This window comes from Bradyrhizobium sp. SK17, from assembly GCF_002831585.1.
Taxonomy (GTDB): domain Bacteria; phylum Pseudomonadota; class Alphaproteobacteria; order Rhizobiales; family Xanthobacteraceae; genus Bradyrhizobium.
Window position 1 is genome coordinate 7,538,120 of sequence record NZ_CP025113.1, and the last position, 16,153, is coordinate 7,554,272.

The following is a 16,153-nucleotide window of genomic DNA, read 5'->3' on the forward strand; positions in this document are numbered from 1 at the left end:
ATTTGACCTGGATCAACCGTCCGCGGCATTGATGCAAATCAATGCCGCATCGGCCGTTCCCCGACAGTTTCGCTGCTCATCGGGGAATTCGGACGATGAACGAGCAATTCCAGGCACATCCGATCGACCAGCATTACGCCATCGCGGCCTATCCGCTGGTCTTCATGCATGATGCCAGCATTACCACGGATCAGTGGCTGCAATTCGTACGCCGGCACGGCCGGAGCAGTTCACCCCGCACCGGGCTGATCGCGATCCGCGATCGCCGCGGCGTGATCCATGCGCTGTTCAGCTATCGCATCGACAGCGACCTGCGCGTCCGCAAGCGGCTCAGCATCAGCGATTTGATCGTGGCCCACCTTGCCGGATCGCAGATCGACGACGCGGTGGCCGATGTCATCGCCGATGTTGCGCGGCAGTACGGCTGCCAGGCCGTCACCATCGAACGTCCCTTCGTGACATCGGATATGCGAGGCCCGGGATGCCCGACCGCCGCGGCGCTGCGCCGCGCCAGCCGGCGGATCAATTGATACAATCTGTCTTGATCTGGATCAGTGCACGCAATCTTGAGTTGCTGTATGATCCGAGTGCCATGAGCACCTCCGATCTCAAGCGAAATGTCCTGACCGTGGTCGCGATCAAGATCGTGATCGTCGTGCTCGCAGCGATCTTCGTGTTCGGACCGGCCCGCCGCCCCCGCATCGATGCCGACACGCTCGACCGCCAGATCCTGAACCATCCACCCCTCAACAACCGGGAATCCATCCGATGACGTCAATGGATGTCGTATCGCTATCGCGGCTGCAATTCGGGTTGACCGCGCTCTATCACTTCCTGTTCGTGCCCCTGACGCTGGGCCTCGCCGTGCTGCTCGGCGTGATGGAGAGCGTCTATGTGATGACGGGACGCACGATCTGGAAGGAGATGACCAAGTTCTGGGGCGTGCTGTTCGGCATCAACTTCGCGATGGGCGTCGCCACCGGCATCACGATGGAATTCCAGTTCGGCATGAACTGGGCCTATTACAGCCACTATGTCGGCGACATCTTCGGCGCGCCGCTGGCGATCGAGGGCCTGATGGCGTTCTTCCTCGAGGCGACCTTCATCGGCCTGTTCTTCTTCGGCTGGGACAAGCTCGGCCGCATCCAGCATCTCACGGTGACATGGCTGGTCGCGCTCGGCTCCAACCTGTCGGCGCTGTGGATCCTGATCGCCAATGGCTGGATGCAGTATCCGGTCGGCGCCAAGTTCAATCCCGACACGATGCGGATGGAAGTCTCCGACTTCATGGCCGTGCTGTTCAACCCGGTCGCGCAGGCCAAATTCGTCCACACCGTCAGCGCCGGCTACGTCACCGGAGCGATGTTCGTGCTCTCGATCAGCGCGTTCTATCTGCTGCGCGGCCGCCATGTCGAGCTCGCCAAGCGATCGATGACGGTCGCGGCGAGCTTCGGGCTCGCCGCCGCGCTCTCCGTCGTCGTGCTCGGCGACGAGAGCGGCTACACTGCCGGCGAGAACCAGAAGATGAAGATCGCGGCGATCGAGGCGATGTGGGACACCGAGCCGGCCCCCGCCTCGTTCACGCTGTTCGGGCTGCCCGACCTCGCCAACCGGCGCACCAATTACGAGGTCAAGATCCCCTGGATGCTCGGTCTGATCGCGACCCGCTCGATCGACAAGACCGTGCCGGGCATCAAGGAGCTGGTCGGCCACGCCGAGCAGCGCATCCGCTCCGGCCTGATCGCCTATGACGCGCTCGAGAAGCTGCGCAAGCAGCCATCGGACGCCGAACGGGCGCGGCTCGATGCGACCGCCGCCGATCTCGGCTATGCGCTGCTCTTGAAGCGGATCCGTCCCGACATCGGCAATGCCACGGCCGACGAGATCGCCGCCACGGCGTGGAGCACCGTGCCGGCGGTATCGCCGCTGTTCTGGAGCTTCCGGATCATGGTCGGACTCGGCTTCTATTTCATTGCGCTGTTCGCGCTCGCCTTCATGCTGGCGAGCCTGCGGCGGCTCGAGCGCTATCGCAGCTTCCTGTGGCTGGCGCTGATCAGCCTGCCGCTGCCATGGGTCGCGGCCGAGCTCGGCTGGATCGTCGCCGAGGTGGGGCGGCAGCCCTGGGTGATCGAAGGCGTATTGCCGACCTTCCTCGCGGTCTCGAGCATCTCCGCGGCCGATGTGTGGACCACGCTGATCGGCTTCGTCGTGTTCTATTCGACGCTCGCGGTGGTCGACGTCTACCTGATGGTGAAGACCGTGAAGGACGGGCCTCCCTCGGGTGCCCCGTCGGAGCAGTCCGCATTGCGGCTCGCCGCAAGCCCCGCCGAATAGGGAGACTGTCATGTTCGACTACGAAACGATGCGATTGATCTGGTGGGCGCTGCTCGGGATCCTGCTGATCGGCTTCGCGGTGATGGACGGCTTCGATCTCGGCGTAGCGATCCTGCTGCCATTCGTGGCGCGCACCGACATCGAGCGCCGCATCGCGATCAACACCGTTGGCCCGGTATGGGAAGGCAATCAGGTCTGGCTGATCCTGGGCGGCGGCGCGATCTTTGCGGCGTGGCCGATGCTCTATGCGGTGGCGTTCTCCGGCTTCTATCTCGCGATGTTCCTGGTGCTGGCGGCGCTGATCCTGCGCCCGGTCGCGTTCAAGTTCCGCAGCAAGCTGGACCGCCCGCGCTGGCGGGCTGCATGGGACGTCGCGATCTTCGTCAGCGGGCTGGTCCCGGCGCTGATCTTCGGCGTCGCCTTCGGCAACGTGATCGTCGGCGTCCCGTTCCGCTTCGACGATACGCTGCGGATGATCTATGAGGGCAATCTGCTCGGCCTGCTCAACCCGTTCGCGCTGGTCTGCGGCCTCGTCAGCGTCGCGATGCTGACGCTGCACGGGGCATGCTATCTGGCGCTGAAGGCGAGCGGACCGGTCGCCGATCGCGCGGCGCGGGCCGCGCGGCTGGCCGGGCCCGTCGCGATCGTGCTGTTCGTGCTCGCCGGCGCCTGGGTCGCGTTCGGCATCGACGGCTACACCATCACATCGCAGCTCGCGCATGACGGACCGTCGAGCCCGCTCGCCAAGCAGGTGACGCGGCGCGCCGGCGCCTGGCTCGACAATTACCATGCCTATCCATGGAGCATGGCCGCGCCAATCGCCGCCATCGCGATGCTGGCGCTCGCCGCGGCGCTGGTGTCGGCACGGCGCGCGATGGCGGCGTTCCTGTGCAGCAGCGTCGGTGTTGCCGGCGTCGTCGCCACCGCGGGGCTCAGCGTGTTTCCGTTCATGCTGCCGTCGTCGCTCGACCCGCACGCCAGCCTCACGGTCTGGGACTCCTCGTCGAGCCACCTGACGCTGAAGATCATGCTGTTCGCGACCGCCGTCTTCCTGCCGATCATCCTGCTCTACACCGCCTGGGTCTACCGCGTGCTGCGCGGACCGATCACGGCCGCGATGATCGAACGCGGCGGACATTCCTACTGAGGGAGATCACCAGCAATGTGGTACTTTTCATGGATCCTCGGCGTCGGCTTCGCCGCGACCTTCGCCATCCTCAACGCCATGTGGTTCGAGCTCAATGCCCAGGACAGCGCCAACGACCGCAATGCGCCGTGACGGCACGGTGGCGGCGGCCGTCCGCGCGGCGTCCTTCGCCGCCGCGCTGGCGGTCAGTCTCGCGCTGATGCTGTTTCCGTTCCTGCTCCGCCACGTGGCGGAGGCACGACTGCATACCGCGCTGCCGGTGCTGATGCTCGGCGTCGCGGCTGCGTTCGTCCATGGCATCGGATACCGGCCGGACGGCGCCCTGCTCCGGATCCTGTTCGGGCCGGCCTGCGCGTGGACTCTGATGCTGGCCGGGGCACTTCTCATGGCCATGGCGTGAGCGGCAGGAATCCGCGCCGGCACGCCCGGCGCTCCACCAGCCGCCGGTGACCGGACCGTGGGCGAAGCGTTGGGTCGAACCTTCGCCCCGGCCATTCCGACCAATCACGAGCAAGGCCATCCCGCCCCGCGGAGCGCATCCCCATGTCCGGCCGAAACGGCATCCTGTCGCGCCTGATCGTCGCGGCATTCGTGCTGTGCATCGGCACCTCGGCGCAGGCGGAGAAACGCGTCGCGCTGGTGATCGGCAATTCCGCCTACCGGAGCGCGCCGCAACTGCCGAACCCGGCCGGCGACGCCAGGCTGATGTCGGATACGCTCGCCTCGCTCGGTTTCCTGGTGGTCGGCGGTGGTGCGCAGGTCGATCTGACCAAGCCAGGCTTCGAGGCGGCATTGCAGGCGTTCGGACGCGAGCTCGACGGCGCCGATGTGGCGCTGTTCTATTACGCCGGCCACGGCGTCGAGACCCACGGCCTCAATTACCTCGTTCCGGTCGACGCCAATCCCGGCGACGAGGGTGACGTATTCATGCAGGGCATCGGGATGGCCGGCGTGATCGACCAGATGGAGAAGTCCGGCGCCGGCATCAACCTCGTGCTGCTGGATGCCTGCCGCGACAATCCGTTTCGCGATCGCGGCGTGCATTCCAGGACCGGCGGCTTGGCGCAGATGCAGGCGCCGCCCGGCACGCTGATCTCGTTCGCGACCCAGCCGCGCAGCGTCGCGCTCGACGGCGACAATGGCCACAGCCCGTACACGCGTGCGCTGGCCGAGACCATCCGGCATCGGGGCTATGGCCTGTTCAGGACCTTCAACGAGGTCGGGCTTGCGGTGGAGAAGGCGACCCGCGGCCGGCAGCTGCCGTGGCTCGCCTCCTCGCCGATCGCGACCAAATTCTATTTTGCCGGCGAGCCGGTGCCGCAAGCGGTTAAGGCGTCACTGACCTCGGAGGCGACCGCCGCGCAATCGCGGCCGTCGGACGAGGCGCTGCGCCGCGATCTCGTGACCGACTGCGATCGTCTCGCCGCGATGCCCTACGACCTCGGCCATGCCGCGAGCGAGCCGGGCGTCGACATCGACAAGATCAGGATTCCGGAGGCGACCGCGGCCTACAACGCGGCGATGCAGGCCTATCCCGGCGTCGGCCGCTTCGCCTTCGAGGCCGGCCGGGTCGCCAGCGCGCGCAAGGACTATGCCGAGGCACGCCGCTTGTTCGACCAAGCGGCCGCGGCAAGCTATCCGCTCGCCGCCCACAATATCGGCGTCATGTATGAGGGCGGCAACGGCGTGCCGCTCGACAGTGCCGAAGCCGCACGGTGGTACAGGAAGTCGGTCGATGCCGGTGAGCCGATCGCGATGGTCGACCTCGGCTGGCTCTACGAGATGGGACGTGGCGTGGGCCGCAACTGCGCCGAGGCGGTCAGGCTCTACGAAAGCGCGGTGGCGGCCGGCGATCCCGACGCCATGAACAATCTCGGCCTGCTCTATCTGCGCGGCAAATGCACCGGGCGCGACTATGCCGAGGCCCTTCGCCTGTTCGAGCTGGGCACCGCGCTGAACAACGCCGCCAGCATGAACGGCCTCGGCGTGATCTACAACGAGGGCGACGGCGTTGCCCGCAGCGCCAGGCTTGCGCGGCAATGGTTCGAGAAGGCTGCCGCGCTCGGCAATCCCGAGGCGAAGCAGAACCTGCGCGGGATGCGGCGCTGAGCGGCAACTTCGTTGCTTGCGGCGGAAACCGGCGTGGGGTGTCATCCGTAACAACAGGTATCCGACACGGAGCCCCGCATGCGCGCGATCGTCCTCATTGCCGCCATCCTGCTCGCCCTCACCTCGCCCGCCCGGGCCGACGACGTCGGCGCCGCGCAGGACGTGATCCGCGCCCAGGAGCAGGCGTTCGGCCGGGACGACGCCGCGGGCGCCTATTCCTATGCCGCGCCCGCGATCCAGCAGATCTTTCCGCAGGCCGACATCTTCATGTCGATGGTGCAGAGCAAATACGCGCCGGTCTACCGCCACCGCAGCTTCGAGTTCGGCGCGGCGCAGAGCGACGGCGGCCGGATCGCGCAACGCGTCCACATCGTCGACGCCAACGGCGAGGCGTGGGAGGCGCTCTACACGCTGGAGCGGCAGGCCGACGGCAGTTTGAAGATCACCGGCTGCGCGCTGCTCAAGGCCGGCCAGTCGGTGTGATCGCGGCCTCCGGATCCGCCGGTGATCCCCTAGGACAGGCCCTTCCTTATCCGGAGCCTGTCCTCGAGCCAATCGAAGATCACCTCATTGGCCAATGTGGGGTTGTCGATGTGTCCCTGCATGGCACCGGTTTCGGCACGCCGGAACAGGATCAGCCTGGCGTCGCGATGAATGTGGCTCAATTGGTCGCCGAATTTCGTCAAGGCACCCGGCAGAAGCCAGCCGGCTTCGCCGGCCGTGACGAGCACCGGACATTCGATGCCGCGTGAAATCGCGTTGGCTTCGTCGATCCAGCAGATTTGCGTGTCGTCGCCCGCTTGCCGATGGAAGAAACTTCTCTCGTGCAAGTCCCAGATCCCGGCGTCGCAAACGGCCGCGGCAAACCTGGCGTCGGTGGCCGCCGCGCGGGCGACCAGGGACGAATTGCACGCGTCCGCCACGATGGCGATCCGGGTGTCGTCGACCCCCGGCTTCTCCGAAAGGAAATCCAGCACGCGGCTCATGGCGGCCTCGAACTTGTGGCCGTCGAGCCATTGCGGAGGCAGGGCCGTCTGAGTCCCGAGCAGATCCACGGCGAGCAGCGAGAATCCGCGCTCGTTGGCATGGCTGGCGTATTTGGTGATCAACTCTTCCTTGTAGGAACCCGGCTCGCCGATGCAGACAATGACGGGCCCGTCATCGCGAAACGCCGACGGCAAATAATAGGCCTGGAGCGACAATTCATCGGTCCACGGAATCGAGAGCACCTGGCCGGCCGGAACCCGGCTCTTCAGAAAGTTGACCGCGCATCGCCGCATGCCGTCGACGGCACGCTTCAGCAGATCATTCGAGTATCCGGGTGGCCTGGCGGCGGCGTGAAAGTACGTCGTCGCACGAAGCCAGTTGCGACGGGCGGTTATCATGTTTCCGCCGAGCGACGCATGTTCGGCTCTCGCTTCGTTCAGTTCGGCGGTCTTGATCCACTCTCCCGACCACGAATTCTCCGAGGCGAGGTCGATCTTGCTCAACGTCAACCAACATTCGGAGACCGACGAGCCACCTTCCTGCGCAGCAGCCAGGAGCTTGATGAACTCCGCCGACAGATCCTCGCGTTCCGGCCACGCGGGCCAGCCCTTGTCGTCGAACTCGACGCTGCTTGACGCGGTGCCTCGCGCCTCACGGTTGTCATGCATATGTGGTCAACTCGTTGGCACCCGGCTCTGCGGCAGGTACGAATTATCGATACGAGTCCGCCAATCCGAGCCGACGAGCCGCCGCGTCTGTCGCCACGCGACGTTGGCGCCGAAATCGCAAACGCCAATCACCCGGCTCTCCCACAAACTTATTCCAATGGGCGTTCATTTAATTGAAGTCGTTCGGCGGCGACAATCGTCGATAAGGCGGCGCAGGAATGCGTTGCGCTTATGCCTGCGGCAGAATGTTGCCGCAGCAATCGTCTGCCGAGCAGATGCTCGGTAAATGCCTCGAATGTGTTCGACTGGCTCATTGCGTGTGGCGAAGCGTGCCGAACCGGCCGCCGCGCCACGTGCGCTCACGGGTTCGCGAGTACTGGCGCACCGCCAATCACTCGAGCGTGACTTCACCACAAGCCGCCTGAACGCGCCGGCGTTGCGCCAGTCGATCAGCAAGCTAAAGAGCGACGATGCTGCCATCCTTGCCGAGGTAGCCCTGCACCGCGAGCGCGCGATCACTCGATCTGACGAATCGCTCCACGAGATCGAGAAAGATCGAGAATTCCTCGTCGCTCATGCACTCCAGCCAGACATCGTTGACGTTCGACTGCATCGGCGCGAGCGAGTCCAGCAGCGCGCAGCCGCCTTGCGTGACAGCCAGCTTGGTGCGGCGACGATCATCCAGATCCCCGGCCTTCTCGACCAGCCCGAGTTCGCTCAGGTGCTGGATCGCCTTCGTCACGCCGGCGCTGGTCAGGCGGAGATAAGCGGCGATGGTCACCGGGAAGACGTCGCCTTTGGTCTCGAGATAGCGGATCGTGGTCAGGATCGTGTATTGAATGCCCGCGATGCCGGCATGCGCCGCATAGCCCTGCGTCAGGTGATGGTGGCGCGACGACAGGGAGTGCAGGCAGCCGGTGAGCCGCTGCAACTGCAACTCGGTCGCCTTCGCGACACGACCGGTTCGCGGCGGAGCGCCGGACGCGCTCCGGGACTGGGCCGACGAAGGCCTGCGGTTGCGGCCGGATTCTGCGGTTGCCTTCGTCATGCCGAGCGGCGCTTCCTGAGAGCGGCACAATTAAATGATATAGTCACATAACTGACGCAACTTCGTTCGTCCAGATCATCCGCTCGCGCCGCGCATCACGATGCGAGCCGGATTTCGATCCCGGACTTCACGATGATTTGCGCCCCGCCGGAGCATTGCGCGGCGATGCCGGTGCTCCGCTGAAACGCACGCCCGATGGTGCTGAAATGAAAAGCCTCCGGCAGGGCATTGCCGGAGGCTTTGGAGGTTAGTTCATGAAGACGTCCAATATCTCCTCATCATCATGGTCGGCAGAGCAACCGACACGCGTTTGTACATGATGCAATAATGTTAGTAAATCATATAACAACGTCTTGCTCAAAGATCAGGGCCCCGATGGTTACCCGCCGGGGCCCCTTGGTGATCAGCTCAAGCGCTTACCAGTTGCGCTGAGCGCGGAGCAGCAGCATGTAGGTGTCCTGGTTGCTGAGAGAGTACACAGCAGCCGGCTTGCCGATCGAAGCGCTGCCAGGATAGGTGACCGTACCAGCGTAGTTCTGATCCAGATGGGTGTAGGTGAAGTCGGCCGAGAACGTCAGGTTCTTCACCGGCGTCCACTGGGTCTGCGTGCCGATCTGGGCAATGCTGTAGTCGGGGTTGCACGACGTCAGGTTCGAGGTGGCACCGAGCAGGATGCCGAACGATCCACCCACACCGGTTCCGCCCGGCCCGCAGATGTAGCTCTTGGCAGTGCCGTTGTAGTTCACCTGGGCCCACGCACCATAGATGCTGGTGTTCCAGTACGGGTTCCAGTTGTGAATGTAAGCACCGCGCAGGCCGTAGGTCGTGATCAGCTGCTGCTGACCGCCGGTGACGAACACGCTGTCCGGCGCGATGCCGAAGCCGATGCTCTGGTAGGCGCCGGGAACGCTGGTGTTGCCGAAGTAGGTGAACGCGCCGGCTCCCGAAAGATCCTGGATGTTGTAGCGCGTCGCGCCGTTGGTATAGACGCCCTGGACGTTGATGGTGTCGCCGGCTCCGGTCGGGATGTTCTTGATCGACAGAGCCAGTGCACCGGCCCAGCCCCACTTGTCGTCCGGATGACCGGTCAACTCAGTGCCGCCGTAGTAGGCCGCATGATTGTCGTGCGCCGCGAACGACGCCTGGAACAGGCCCCAGGCCTGGTCGACGCGGAGAGCCGCGATCAGGTCAGGCGCAATGGTGCCGGCATAATCGCTCGCGCCGTAGACGCCGAGCGCACCGGTCCCGAGCGCGCCGAGATTCTGCACGCCGGCCTGGGTATAGGCCGACTGATCCTGAGCCGACAGCGACAGCGACACGCCGTTGCCGAACTGCGCGGTGTAGGTGAACTGGTTGACGCCGGTGATGGTGCCGCCGCCGCCGACCAGACCGTCGAAGTTGTTGCCGGGATAGTTGGCCCACGGCGCCGAGAACTGCGAGACCGCCTTACCGATGGTGAAGCCGGCGAACTGGATGAAGGCGTAGTAGACGCCAACCGTACCGGCGGCGACACCGCCCGAGCTGCCATTGTTCGGCGCAGCATTGGTTCCGATCGGCGAGTAGACGGTCGAGCCGGCAGCGGCGCCGGCGCCATAGCTGTCCGAGGTCCAGTTGAAGGTCGCGTCGAAGAAGGTGCGCACCACGCCGTATTCGGTGGCGGTGCGGGTATCGACGTTGAGGTCTTCACGAGAACGCCAGGTGTAGCCGTTGGTGAAGCGGTTCTGTGCGCCGGCCTGACCGGCATAGTTGCCGGTATGATCCGAGTTGGTGTTGGCGAGAACGTCGACACGCAAGTAGCCGCCGAGCTTGATGCACGTGTCGGTGCCCGGAATGAAATAGAACCCCGGACCATAGAGCGAGCAGACCTTCACATACTCGACCGCCTTGGCCTTGACCGGAAGGTCGGCCGCCATAGCGCCACTGCTCGCAACGAGAGCTGCCACCGAGCCCAACAAAAGGCCCTTAACGATATTCATGCTATCCTCCAAGTGATGCCTTGCGCGACGGCAAAGCGACAAACGTTCCCCGTCTCGAAAACCGCTGCCGCGCAGCCGCTTTCAAGATGCTCGTGGTCAACTCGGCCACTGCAGGCGTGAGATGGTGGATGCCCCCCATCTACGGGGCGGAACAATGCTATTGGGCAGTCACATATTCAACTTATATTAGTTAGTCATTCTATGTTTGCGCACCCATGTGTCCTTCAGGCAACGCATCGACGAACATTTTTGTCTGGCCGCCTTCAAAAATCGCTCGATATCTGTGAAGATGAATTTTTGTTAAGGGACGCCATGACCGAGCGCAGATCGACCGACAAACTGCAGGACGCAGCCGAACGACTGGCCTGGGAAATCGTGTCGACCAGCACCCGCCTGGAGGAGTTGCGCAGCATCTGGGCCAAGATGATCGGAATCACGGGTCCGCAATGGATGATCATGACCGTGCTGGCGAATGCCGAGGACCGCAATGTCGGCCTGCCCGTCGGCGCCGTTTCGCGGGCGCTGCGCGTCGATCAATCGTTCGTGGTCACCCAGTCGAAACTGCTCGAGAAGAAGAATTTGCTGCGCCGCAAGAGCTCGACCGAAGATGCCCGTGTCGTGAACCTGTCGTTGACCGATCACGCCAAGAAGCAGATGGCGAACCTGTCCTCGCAGCGGCGGGAGTTGAACGAGTTCGTCTATGCCGACCTCGATCTGCGCGAGCTGGTGCAGCTCGCTGGCAAGATGGACTCCATCAAGAATCGCCTGGAGAAGGCGATCGCCAGGATTTCGGCCGGTCTTTAGTTCTTGGTGCGCTGCGACGGAAGCGCATCATGGTCTCGTCGCTTTGCGGCGGGTGGCGTGCGTTCCGGATCAGGCCACGGCCAGCCGCTGCCGCGCCCGCATCAGGAGCAGCAGGACGATGCTGACATTGAGCAGGTTCCAGGCCAGACCGTTGGCAAAGGCCGCGGCATAGGAGCCGGTGGCGTCGAAGATCACGCCGGAGATCCAGCCGCCGAACGACATGCCGAACACCGAGGCGAAGATCACGATGCCGATCCGCGTCGCCGCTTCCGATGCCGGCATCGCCTCGCGCACGATGATGGCATAGCTCGGCACGATGCCGCCCTGGAACAGGCCGAACATCGCCGAGATGACATAGAGCGAGGTCAGGCTGTCGAAGAACAGGTAGAACAGCAGCGCCGAGCCCTGCGCCACCGAGCCAATCAACAGCGTTCGGATGCCGCCGATCCGGTCGGCGAGGAAGCCGGAGCCGATCCGGCTGATGATGCCGAAGCCCAGCATCAGCGACAGCATCTCGGCGCCGCGCGCCACGCCGTAGCCGAGATCGCCGCAATAGGCGACGATGTGGACCTGCGGCATCGACATCGCCACGCAGCAGGATATCGACGCCAGCGACAGGATCGCAGTCAGCGCGTTGGTCGACAGCCTGAGGTCGACCCGCGGCGGCGCCGCATTGACATGGCTGCGCCGGGTCGCAGCCCCCATCAGCATCCGCAGCACGGCGAGCGCGAGCGCCATCGCGACCGCGGTGAAGATGCCGATCGCGATATGGGTGGTGCGCCAGCCGACGCTCTGGATGCCGAAATTGACCAGCGGCGGCCACACCGTGCCGCCGACATAATTGCCGCTGGCGGCGATCGCGACCGCGAGCCCGCGGTAGCGCTCGAACCAGTGCGACGCCTCCGCCATCAGCGGACCGAAGGTCGCGGCCGACGACAGGCCGATGGCGAAATGCAGCAGAATGAAAGCCCAGATCGACGGCGCATAACCGGCGCCGATATAGCCGAGGCCAAGAATGCCGATCCCGGCTCCGATCGCAGCGACGATGCCGTAGCGGTCGCTGATCTTGCCGGTTACGACCTGGCCGATGCCGAAGCCGAGCATCACCAGCGTGAAGGCGAGCGAGGCCGTTCCACGGCTCGCGCCGAAGTCGGTTTGCACCGCCGGCAAGGCCACCACCACCGACCACATGCCGACGCTGCCGAGCGAACCGATCACCACGGCGACGATGAGGCGCAGCCACGCCCGGCGCGAGTCGGGAATGAACGTTGCGGCTTCAGGGGAAAATTGAGAAGAAATGACCACGGCAGCCGGAACTTCGTCGGCATTCGGCTCAAGGTCAAGCCACATTGCCGAGAGATTAGGCATGCAGCAGCAAGGGGGCGCGGTGAACCCACCGGCGCGTGAGACGTTTCAATTGCGGTAGTTCGGATCCTGCGCCTGGAACGGACCGCATTTGGCGTCGAGCCCGAACCGGTGATCGAAATCGACCGTACCGCCACCGACGGGAATGCGCGTCGGCGACAGCCCGCGCGTGTATTGATCGACCGTCACGAACTTCTTGTCCGCGCTCATCGTCACGTGCACCGGCTCGAGGCCCTTGCCCTTGTTGAATTCGGTGAGATCGAGCGTGTAGTAGCCGTCCACGGTTTGGCCGGCGGCCATGCCGCCGCGCGGGGCGAGCACGACGGATTGCGGGAGGTAGACCTCCATCAGTGCGCCATTGGCCTTGCAGGCGATCATGCGGATCAGCCAGCTCCGGTCGTCGGGGAGCGTCGCGGCCGGGACCTGCGCCGACCACAACGCAACAACCGCAGCAGATCCGATCAGCATCGCTCGACCTGCCCGCTTCGACATCGATGCCTCTGAATTGCGTTGCTCGCAACTTGGTCGGAGGGCGGCCCGCGAAAGTTCAACCCGCATCGGATGCCGCGCCGGTCGTGGCCAGACCGACCATTGCGGGAATATCGGTCGCCGAACGGTGATCCATGCTGACGAGAACGATTGATACAATGCGAGCCGCCTCACACCGGTGGCGCACCGGGACGGCGCGCCGCTAGCAAGGTCAGCATCGAAGCGCACAGTGTCGGAGGATCATCATGCATGCGTCGTCAACCGAATGGCTACCCGTTGCGTCAGCGCCGACGGACCGCGAGCTCGAGGTCTGTGTCCTCGATTACGACGGCATGGTCCATGCGCTGACATTCCCATGCCACAAGGACGGTGCCGACTGGGTCGACCATGCCAGCAGCAGGCAGCTCGACATCCAGCCGACGCAGTGGCGCAGCTGGATGCATTCCGCCCATTGAGCAATCCGCGGGCGTCATGGGACGGTCGCCGGGCGAGGTCCCCCTGCCCGGCGCCTGCGACGACCTGCGCAGTGCCATAGCCAGCACTTATTAACCCTTTGCTAACCATACACCCGGCAAGAATTGCCCAGTGAAGTCGAGTGTCGTCGAACGCGTATGACGGGTGGAGATCCCCGTGGACGCCAGCGCGGTGCCTCACTTTCGGAACGGCGGCCCTGCGGCCGTCGCGCAGACGCTTGGCGGCCGCAGCCGCCAGTCGCGGGGGAGAGCGGCTACCATGGTCGACGTCACGGCGGGTCAGGGCACGGCAGGCAAGAGCGGATTGCCGAGCCTCGGCGAGATTGCCGATGTTTTGAAGCGCGGCGATCTCGCGCTGGCACTCGGCGTCCTCACCATCCTGGTGGTGCTGATCCTGCCGCTGCCCGCGATCGTGCTCGATCTCTTCCTGGCGGTCTCGATCACGGTCTCGATCCTGATCCTGATGACCTCGCTGTTCATCCAGGCGCCGCTGGAATTCTCGTCATTCCCGACCATCCTGCTGATCTCGACCATGCTGCGGCTGTCGCTGAACATGGCCTCGACCCGGCTGATCCTGAGCCATGGCCACGAGGGCACGGCGGCCGCCGGCCACGTCATCGAGGCGTTCGGCAACTTCGTGATGGGCGGCAACTTCGTGATCGGCATCATCGTGTTCGCGATCCTGGTGATCGTGAACTTCGTGGTCATCACCAAGGGTTCGGGCCGTATCGCCGAAGTCGCGGCGCGCTTCCAACTGGACTCGATGCCCGGCAAGCAGATGGCGATCGACGCCGACCTGTCCGCCGGCCTGATCGACGAGAAGGCCGCCAAGGAGCGCCGCAAGGCGCTGGAGGATGAAAGCGGCTTCTTCGGCGCCATGGACGGTGCCTCGAAATTCGTCCGCGGCGACGCCATCGCCGGCCTCCTGATCGTCGGCATCAACGTCGTCGGCGGCATCATCATCGGCGTCGCCCAGCAGGGCCTCTCCTTCAGCGAGGCCGCCCGCACCTACACCGTGCTGACGGTCGGCGACGGCCTCGTCACCCAGGTGCCCGCGCTGATCGTCTCGACCGCGGCCGGTCTGCTCGTCTCCAAGGCCGGCATCACCGGCGCCGCCGACAAGGCGCTGATGCGCCAGCTCTCCGGCTATCCGCAGGCCCTCGGCATGTCGGCCGGCGTGATGCTGGTGCTGGCGCTGCTGCCGGGCATTCCGACGCTGCCGTTCCTGGCGCTCGGCTCCGGCGCCGCGGCGCTGGCCTGGACCGCGCGCAAGCAGAAGCGGGCTGCGAAGGCGGCCGAAACAGCCGCAGCCACCGCCCCCGCCGCGGCAGCGGCAGCCGCAGCGGCGGCCGCCGAGGAGCCGATCGCCGCCGCGCTCAAGATCGACGACCTCAAGATCGAGCTCGGCTACGCGCTGCTGCCGCTGGTCAACGGCCCCGACGGCACCGACCGGCTGACCGAGCAGATCAAGGCGCTGCGCCGCTCGCTGGCGATCGAGATGGGCTTTGTGATGCCCGCGGTGCGCATCCTCGACAACGTCCAGCTCGAAGCCAACAGCTACGTCATCAAGATCAAGGAAGTCGACGCCGGCACCGGCAAGATCTGGCCGAGCCAGTTCATGGTCATGGACCCCGCCGGCAACCAGGTGCAACTGCCCGGCGTCCACACCATCGAGCCGACCTTCGGCCTGCCGGCGACCTGGGTCGATGCCGGCCTGAAGGAGGAGGCGGCGCTGAAGGGCTACACCGTGGTCGACGCCGCCACCGTGCTGTCGACGCACCTGACCGAGCTGCTCAAGACCAACATGTCGGACCTGCTGTCCTATGGCGAGGTTCAGAAGCTCCTGAAGGACCTGCCGAAGGAGCAGGGCGAATTGATCAAGGACATCGTGCCGAGCCAGGTCACGGTGTCGGGCATCCAGCGCGTGCTGCAATTGCTGCTCGCCGAACGCATCTCGATCCGCGATCTGTCGACCATCCTCGAGGGCATCGCCGACGCGCTGGCGTTCTCGCGCAATCCGGCCACCATGGTCGAGCACGTTCGCGCCCGCCTCGCGCGGCAGATCTGCGCGCAGAACACCTCGCCGAATGGCTACCTGCCGCTGATCGCGCTGTCGGCACGGTGGGAGCAGGCGTTCGCGGAATCGATCGTCGGCCAGGGCGACGATCGCAGCCTGGCGATGCAGCCGTCGAAACTGTCCGAGTTCATGACCGCCGTGCGCAACGCCTTCGAGCAGGCGGCGCGCGAAGGCGAAGCGCCGGTGCTGGTGACGTCGGCCGCGATCCGGCCGTTCGTTCGCTCCCTGGTGGAACGGTTCCGCTCGCAGACCACCGTCTTGTCGCAGGCCGAAATCCATCCCCGCGCCCGGTTGAAGACGGTCGGCAGCGTCTAGTCGCTTACTGTCGGGCCAACGTTTTCCCTGGGTGAGCCGGCGTTCCGCCCGGCTCGAAACCGCTCTAGCCGCCGCAAATCACTCGCATTTCGGCCTGTGCTTTCTCGCCACAGGCAACTGATTTATGTGGAACTGTCCGAAACGGCCCGATCTCGGGCGCCGTGGCCGACCAGGGAAGCAAGATACTGATATTACAAGTTATTAATATGACTTTCGTCACCCCAGGACGATTTTTGATCGCGGCCGATCACGTCTGATCACGGCTTTGTGATGCCCTCTATGGAACGGAATCGGCAAATCCTACGTTAGCGAGGCACGAGACGTTGAACCGGACGACAGACCGAACCGACAGATTTACAGA

16 protein-coding genes are annotated in these 16,153 nt (G+C 64.8%); 11 read left to right on the forward strand and 5 right to left on the reverse strand.

Annotated elements, in window-relative coordinates; translation table 11 throughout:
- Positions 1-95: 95 nt before the first annotated feature.
- From CWS35_RS35005 to CWS35_RS35040, 8 genes are all read left to right on the forward strand, one after another.
- Positions 96-530, forward strand: coding sequence for a hypothetical protein (locus CWS35_RS35005; RefSeq protein ID WP_024583931.1), 435 nt, complete (start codon positions 96-98; stop codon positions 528-530).
- Between the two features lie 62 nt (positions 531-592).
- Positions 593-772, forward strand: a complete 180-nt coding sequence (locus CWS35_RS35010) for a hypothetical protein (protein WP_157817315.1) — start codon at positions 593-595, stop codon at positions 770-772.
- Positions 769-2,334: a cytochrome ubiquinol oxidase subunit I gene (locus CWS35_RS35015; RefSeq protein ID WP_100955663.1), complete on the forward strand. Its 1,566-nt coding sequence runs from the start codon at positions 769-771 to the stop codon at positions 2,332-2,334. The genes CWS35_RS35010 and CWS35_RS35015 overlap by 4 nt, the downstream gene beginning before the upstream one ends.
- A 10-nt stretch (positions 2,335-2,344) precedes the next feature.
- A complete protein-coding gene (cydB, locus tag CWS35_RS35020; protein WP_100955664.1) occupies positions 2,345-3,481 on the forward strand; it encodes a cytochrome d ubiquinol oxidase subunit II in 1,137 nt (378 codons plus the stop codon).
- A gap of 15 nt (positions 3,482-3,496) precedes the next feature.
- Positions 3,497-3,613: a cytochrome bd-I oxidase subunit CydX gene (gene cydX, locus CWS35_RS35025; RefSeq protein WP_063830200.1), complete on the forward strand. Its 117-nt coding sequence runs from the start codon at positions 3,497-3,499 to the stop codon at positions 3,611-3,613.
- Positions 3,603-3,881 (forward strand): cyd operon YbgE family protein, encoded by a 279-nt coding sequence (locus tag CWS35_RS35030; protein WP_157817316.1) that lies wholly within the window; start codon positions 3,603-3,605, stop codon positions 3,879-3,881. Before cydX ends, CWS35_RS35030 begins: the two co-directional genes overlap by 11 nt.
- A gap of 143 nt (positions 3,882-4,024) precedes the next feature.
- Positions 4,025-5,590, forward strand: coding sequence for a caspase family protein (locus CWS35_RS35035; protein WP_100955666.1), 1,566 nt, complete (start codon positions 4,025-4,027; stop codon positions 5,588-5,590).
- 78 nt (positions 5,591-5,668) lie between these two features.
- Complete coding sequence (locus CWS35_RS35040; RefSeq protein ID WP_100955667.1) at positions 5,669-6,073, forward strand: DUF4864 domain-containing protein; 405 nt, start codon at positions 5,669-5,671, stop codon at positions 6,071-6,073.
- Between the two features lie 29 nt (positions 6,074-6,102).
- Here CWS35_RS35040 and CWS35_RS35045 read toward each other — a convergent pair whose 3' ends face one another.
- From CWS35_RS35045 to CWS35_RS35055, 3 genes are all read right to left on the reverse strand, one after another.
- The gene (locus CWS35_RS35045) at positions 6,103-7,080 is read right to left on the reverse strand and encodes an alpha/beta hydrolase (RefSeq protein ID WP_157817317.1); all 978 of its coding nucleotides are present in this window, start codon (positions 7,078-7,080) and stop codon (positions 6,103-6,105) included.
- A gap of 622 nt (positions 7,081-7,702) precedes the next feature.
- On the reverse strand, positions 7,703-8,293 hold the full coding sequence (locus tag CWS35_RS35050; protein ID WP_100955669.1) for a MarR family winged helix-turn-helix transcriptional regulator: 591 nt from the start codon (positions 8,291-8,293) through the stop codon (positions 7,703-7,705).
- Between the two features lie 416 nt (positions 8,294-8,709).
- Complete coding sequence (locus tag CWS35_RS35055) at positions 8,710-10,269, reverse strand: porin (protein ID WP_024583940.1); 1,560 nt, start codon at positions 10,267-10,269, stop codon at positions 8,710-8,712.
- Positions 10,270-10,581: 312 nt separating this feature from the next.
- Here CWS35_RS35055 and CWS35_RS35060 point away from each other — a divergent pair, with 312 nt between their 5' ends.
- Entirely contained in the window at positions 10,582-11,073 is a 492-nt protein-coding gene (locus tag CWS35_RS35060) for a MarR family winged helix-turn-helix transcriptional regulator (protein WP_024583941.1), read from the forward strand.
- Positions 11,074-11,142: 69 nt separating this feature from the next.
- On the opposite strand, the gene CWS35_RS35065 is transcribed toward CWS35_RS35060, so the two are convergent.
- Positions 11,143-12,378 (reverse strand): MFS transporter, encoded by a 1,236-nt coding sequence (locus CWS35_RS35065; protein WP_043855708.1) that lies wholly within the window; start codon positions 12,376-12,378, stop codon positions 11,143-11,145.
- 108 nt (positions 12,379-12,486) lie between these two features.
- Complete coding sequence (locus tag CWS35_RS35070) at positions 12,487-12,930, reverse strand: hypothetical protein (RefSeq protein ID WP_029879891.1); 444 nt, start codon at positions 12,928-12,930, stop codon at positions 12,487-12,489.
- 242 nt (positions 12,931-13,172) lie between these two features.
- Here CWS35_RS35070 and CWS35_RS39280 point away from each other — a divergent pair, with 242 nt between their 5' ends.
- Both CWS35_RS39280 and flhA read left to right on the forward strand, forming a co-directional pair.
- Positions 13,173-13,382, forward strand: coding sequence for a hypothetical protein (locus CWS35_RS39280; RefSeq protein WP_024583944.1), 210 nt, complete (start codon positions 13,173-13,175; stop codon positions 13,380-13,382).
- A 277-nt stretch (positions 13,383-13,659) separates the two neighbouring features.
- On the forward strand, positions 13,660-15,792 hold the full coding sequence (gene flhA / locus CWS35_RS35075) for a flagellar biosynthesis protein FlhA (protein WP_024583945.1): 2,133 nt from the start codon (positions 13,660-13,662) through the stop codon (positions 15,790-15,792).
- The last annotated feature ends 361 nt before the right edge of the window (positions 15,793-16,153 follow it).

Excerpts from the sequence above, each read along its gene's own strand:
- CWS35_RS35005 (WP_024583931.1), top strand. The coding sequence starts at position 96 with ATGAACGAGCAATTCCAGGCACATCCGATCGACCAGCATTACGCCATC.
- CWS35_RS35010 (WP_157817315.1), top strand. The coding sequence starts at position 593 with ATGAGCACCTCCGATCTCAAGCGAAATGTCCTGACCGTGGTCGCGATC.
- CWS35_RS35015 (WP_100955663.1), top strand. The coding sequence starts at position 769 with ATGACGTCAATGGATGTCGTATCGCTATCGCGGCTGCAATTCGGGTTG.
- cydB (WP_100955664.1), top strand. The coding sequence starts at position 2,345 with ATGTTCGACTACGAAACGATGCGATTGATCTGGTGGGCGCTGCTCGGG.
- cydX (WP_063830200.1), top strand. The coding sequence starts at position 3,497 with ATGTGGTACTTTTCATGGATCCTCGGCGTCGGCTTCGCCGCGACCTTC.
- CWS35_RS35030 (WP_157817316.1), top strand. The coding sequence starts at position 3,603 with ATGCGCCGTGACGGCACGGTGGCGGCGGCCGTCCGCGCGGCGTCCTTC.
- CWS35_RS35035 (WP_100955666.1), top strand. The coding sequence starts at position 4,025 with ATGTCCGGCCGAAACGGCATCCTGTCGCGCCTGATCGTCGCGGCATTC.
- CWS35_RS35040 (WP_100955667.1), top strand. The coding sequence starts at position 5,669 with ATGCGCGCGATCGTCCTCATTGCCGCCATCCTGCTCGCCCTCACCTCG.
- CWS35_RS35050 (WP_100955669.1), bottom strand. The coding sequence starts at position 8,293 with ATGACGAAGGCAACCGCAGAATCCGGCCGCAACCGCAGGCCTTCGTCG.
- CWS35_RS35055 (WP_024583940.1), bottom strand. The coding sequence starts at position 10,269 with ATGAATATCGTTAAGGGCCTTTTGTTGGGCTCGGTGGCAGCTCTCGTT.
- CWS35_RS35060 (WP_024583941.1), top strand. The coding sequence starts at position 10,582 with ATGACCGAGCGCAGATCGACCGACAAACTGCAGGACGCAGCCGAACGA.
- CWS35_RS35070 (WP_029879891.1), bottom strand. The coding sequence starts at position 12,930 with ATGTCGAAGCGGGCAGGTCGAGCGATGCTGATCGGATCTGCTGCGGTT.
- CWS35_RS39280 (WP_024583944.1), top strand. The coding sequence starts at position 13,173 with ATGCATGCGTCGTCAACCGAATGGCTACCCGTTGCGTCAGCGCCGACG.
- flhA (WP_024583945.1), top strand. The coding sequence starts at position 13,660 with ATGGTCGACGTCACGGCGGGTCAGGGCACGGCAGGCAAGAGCGGATTG.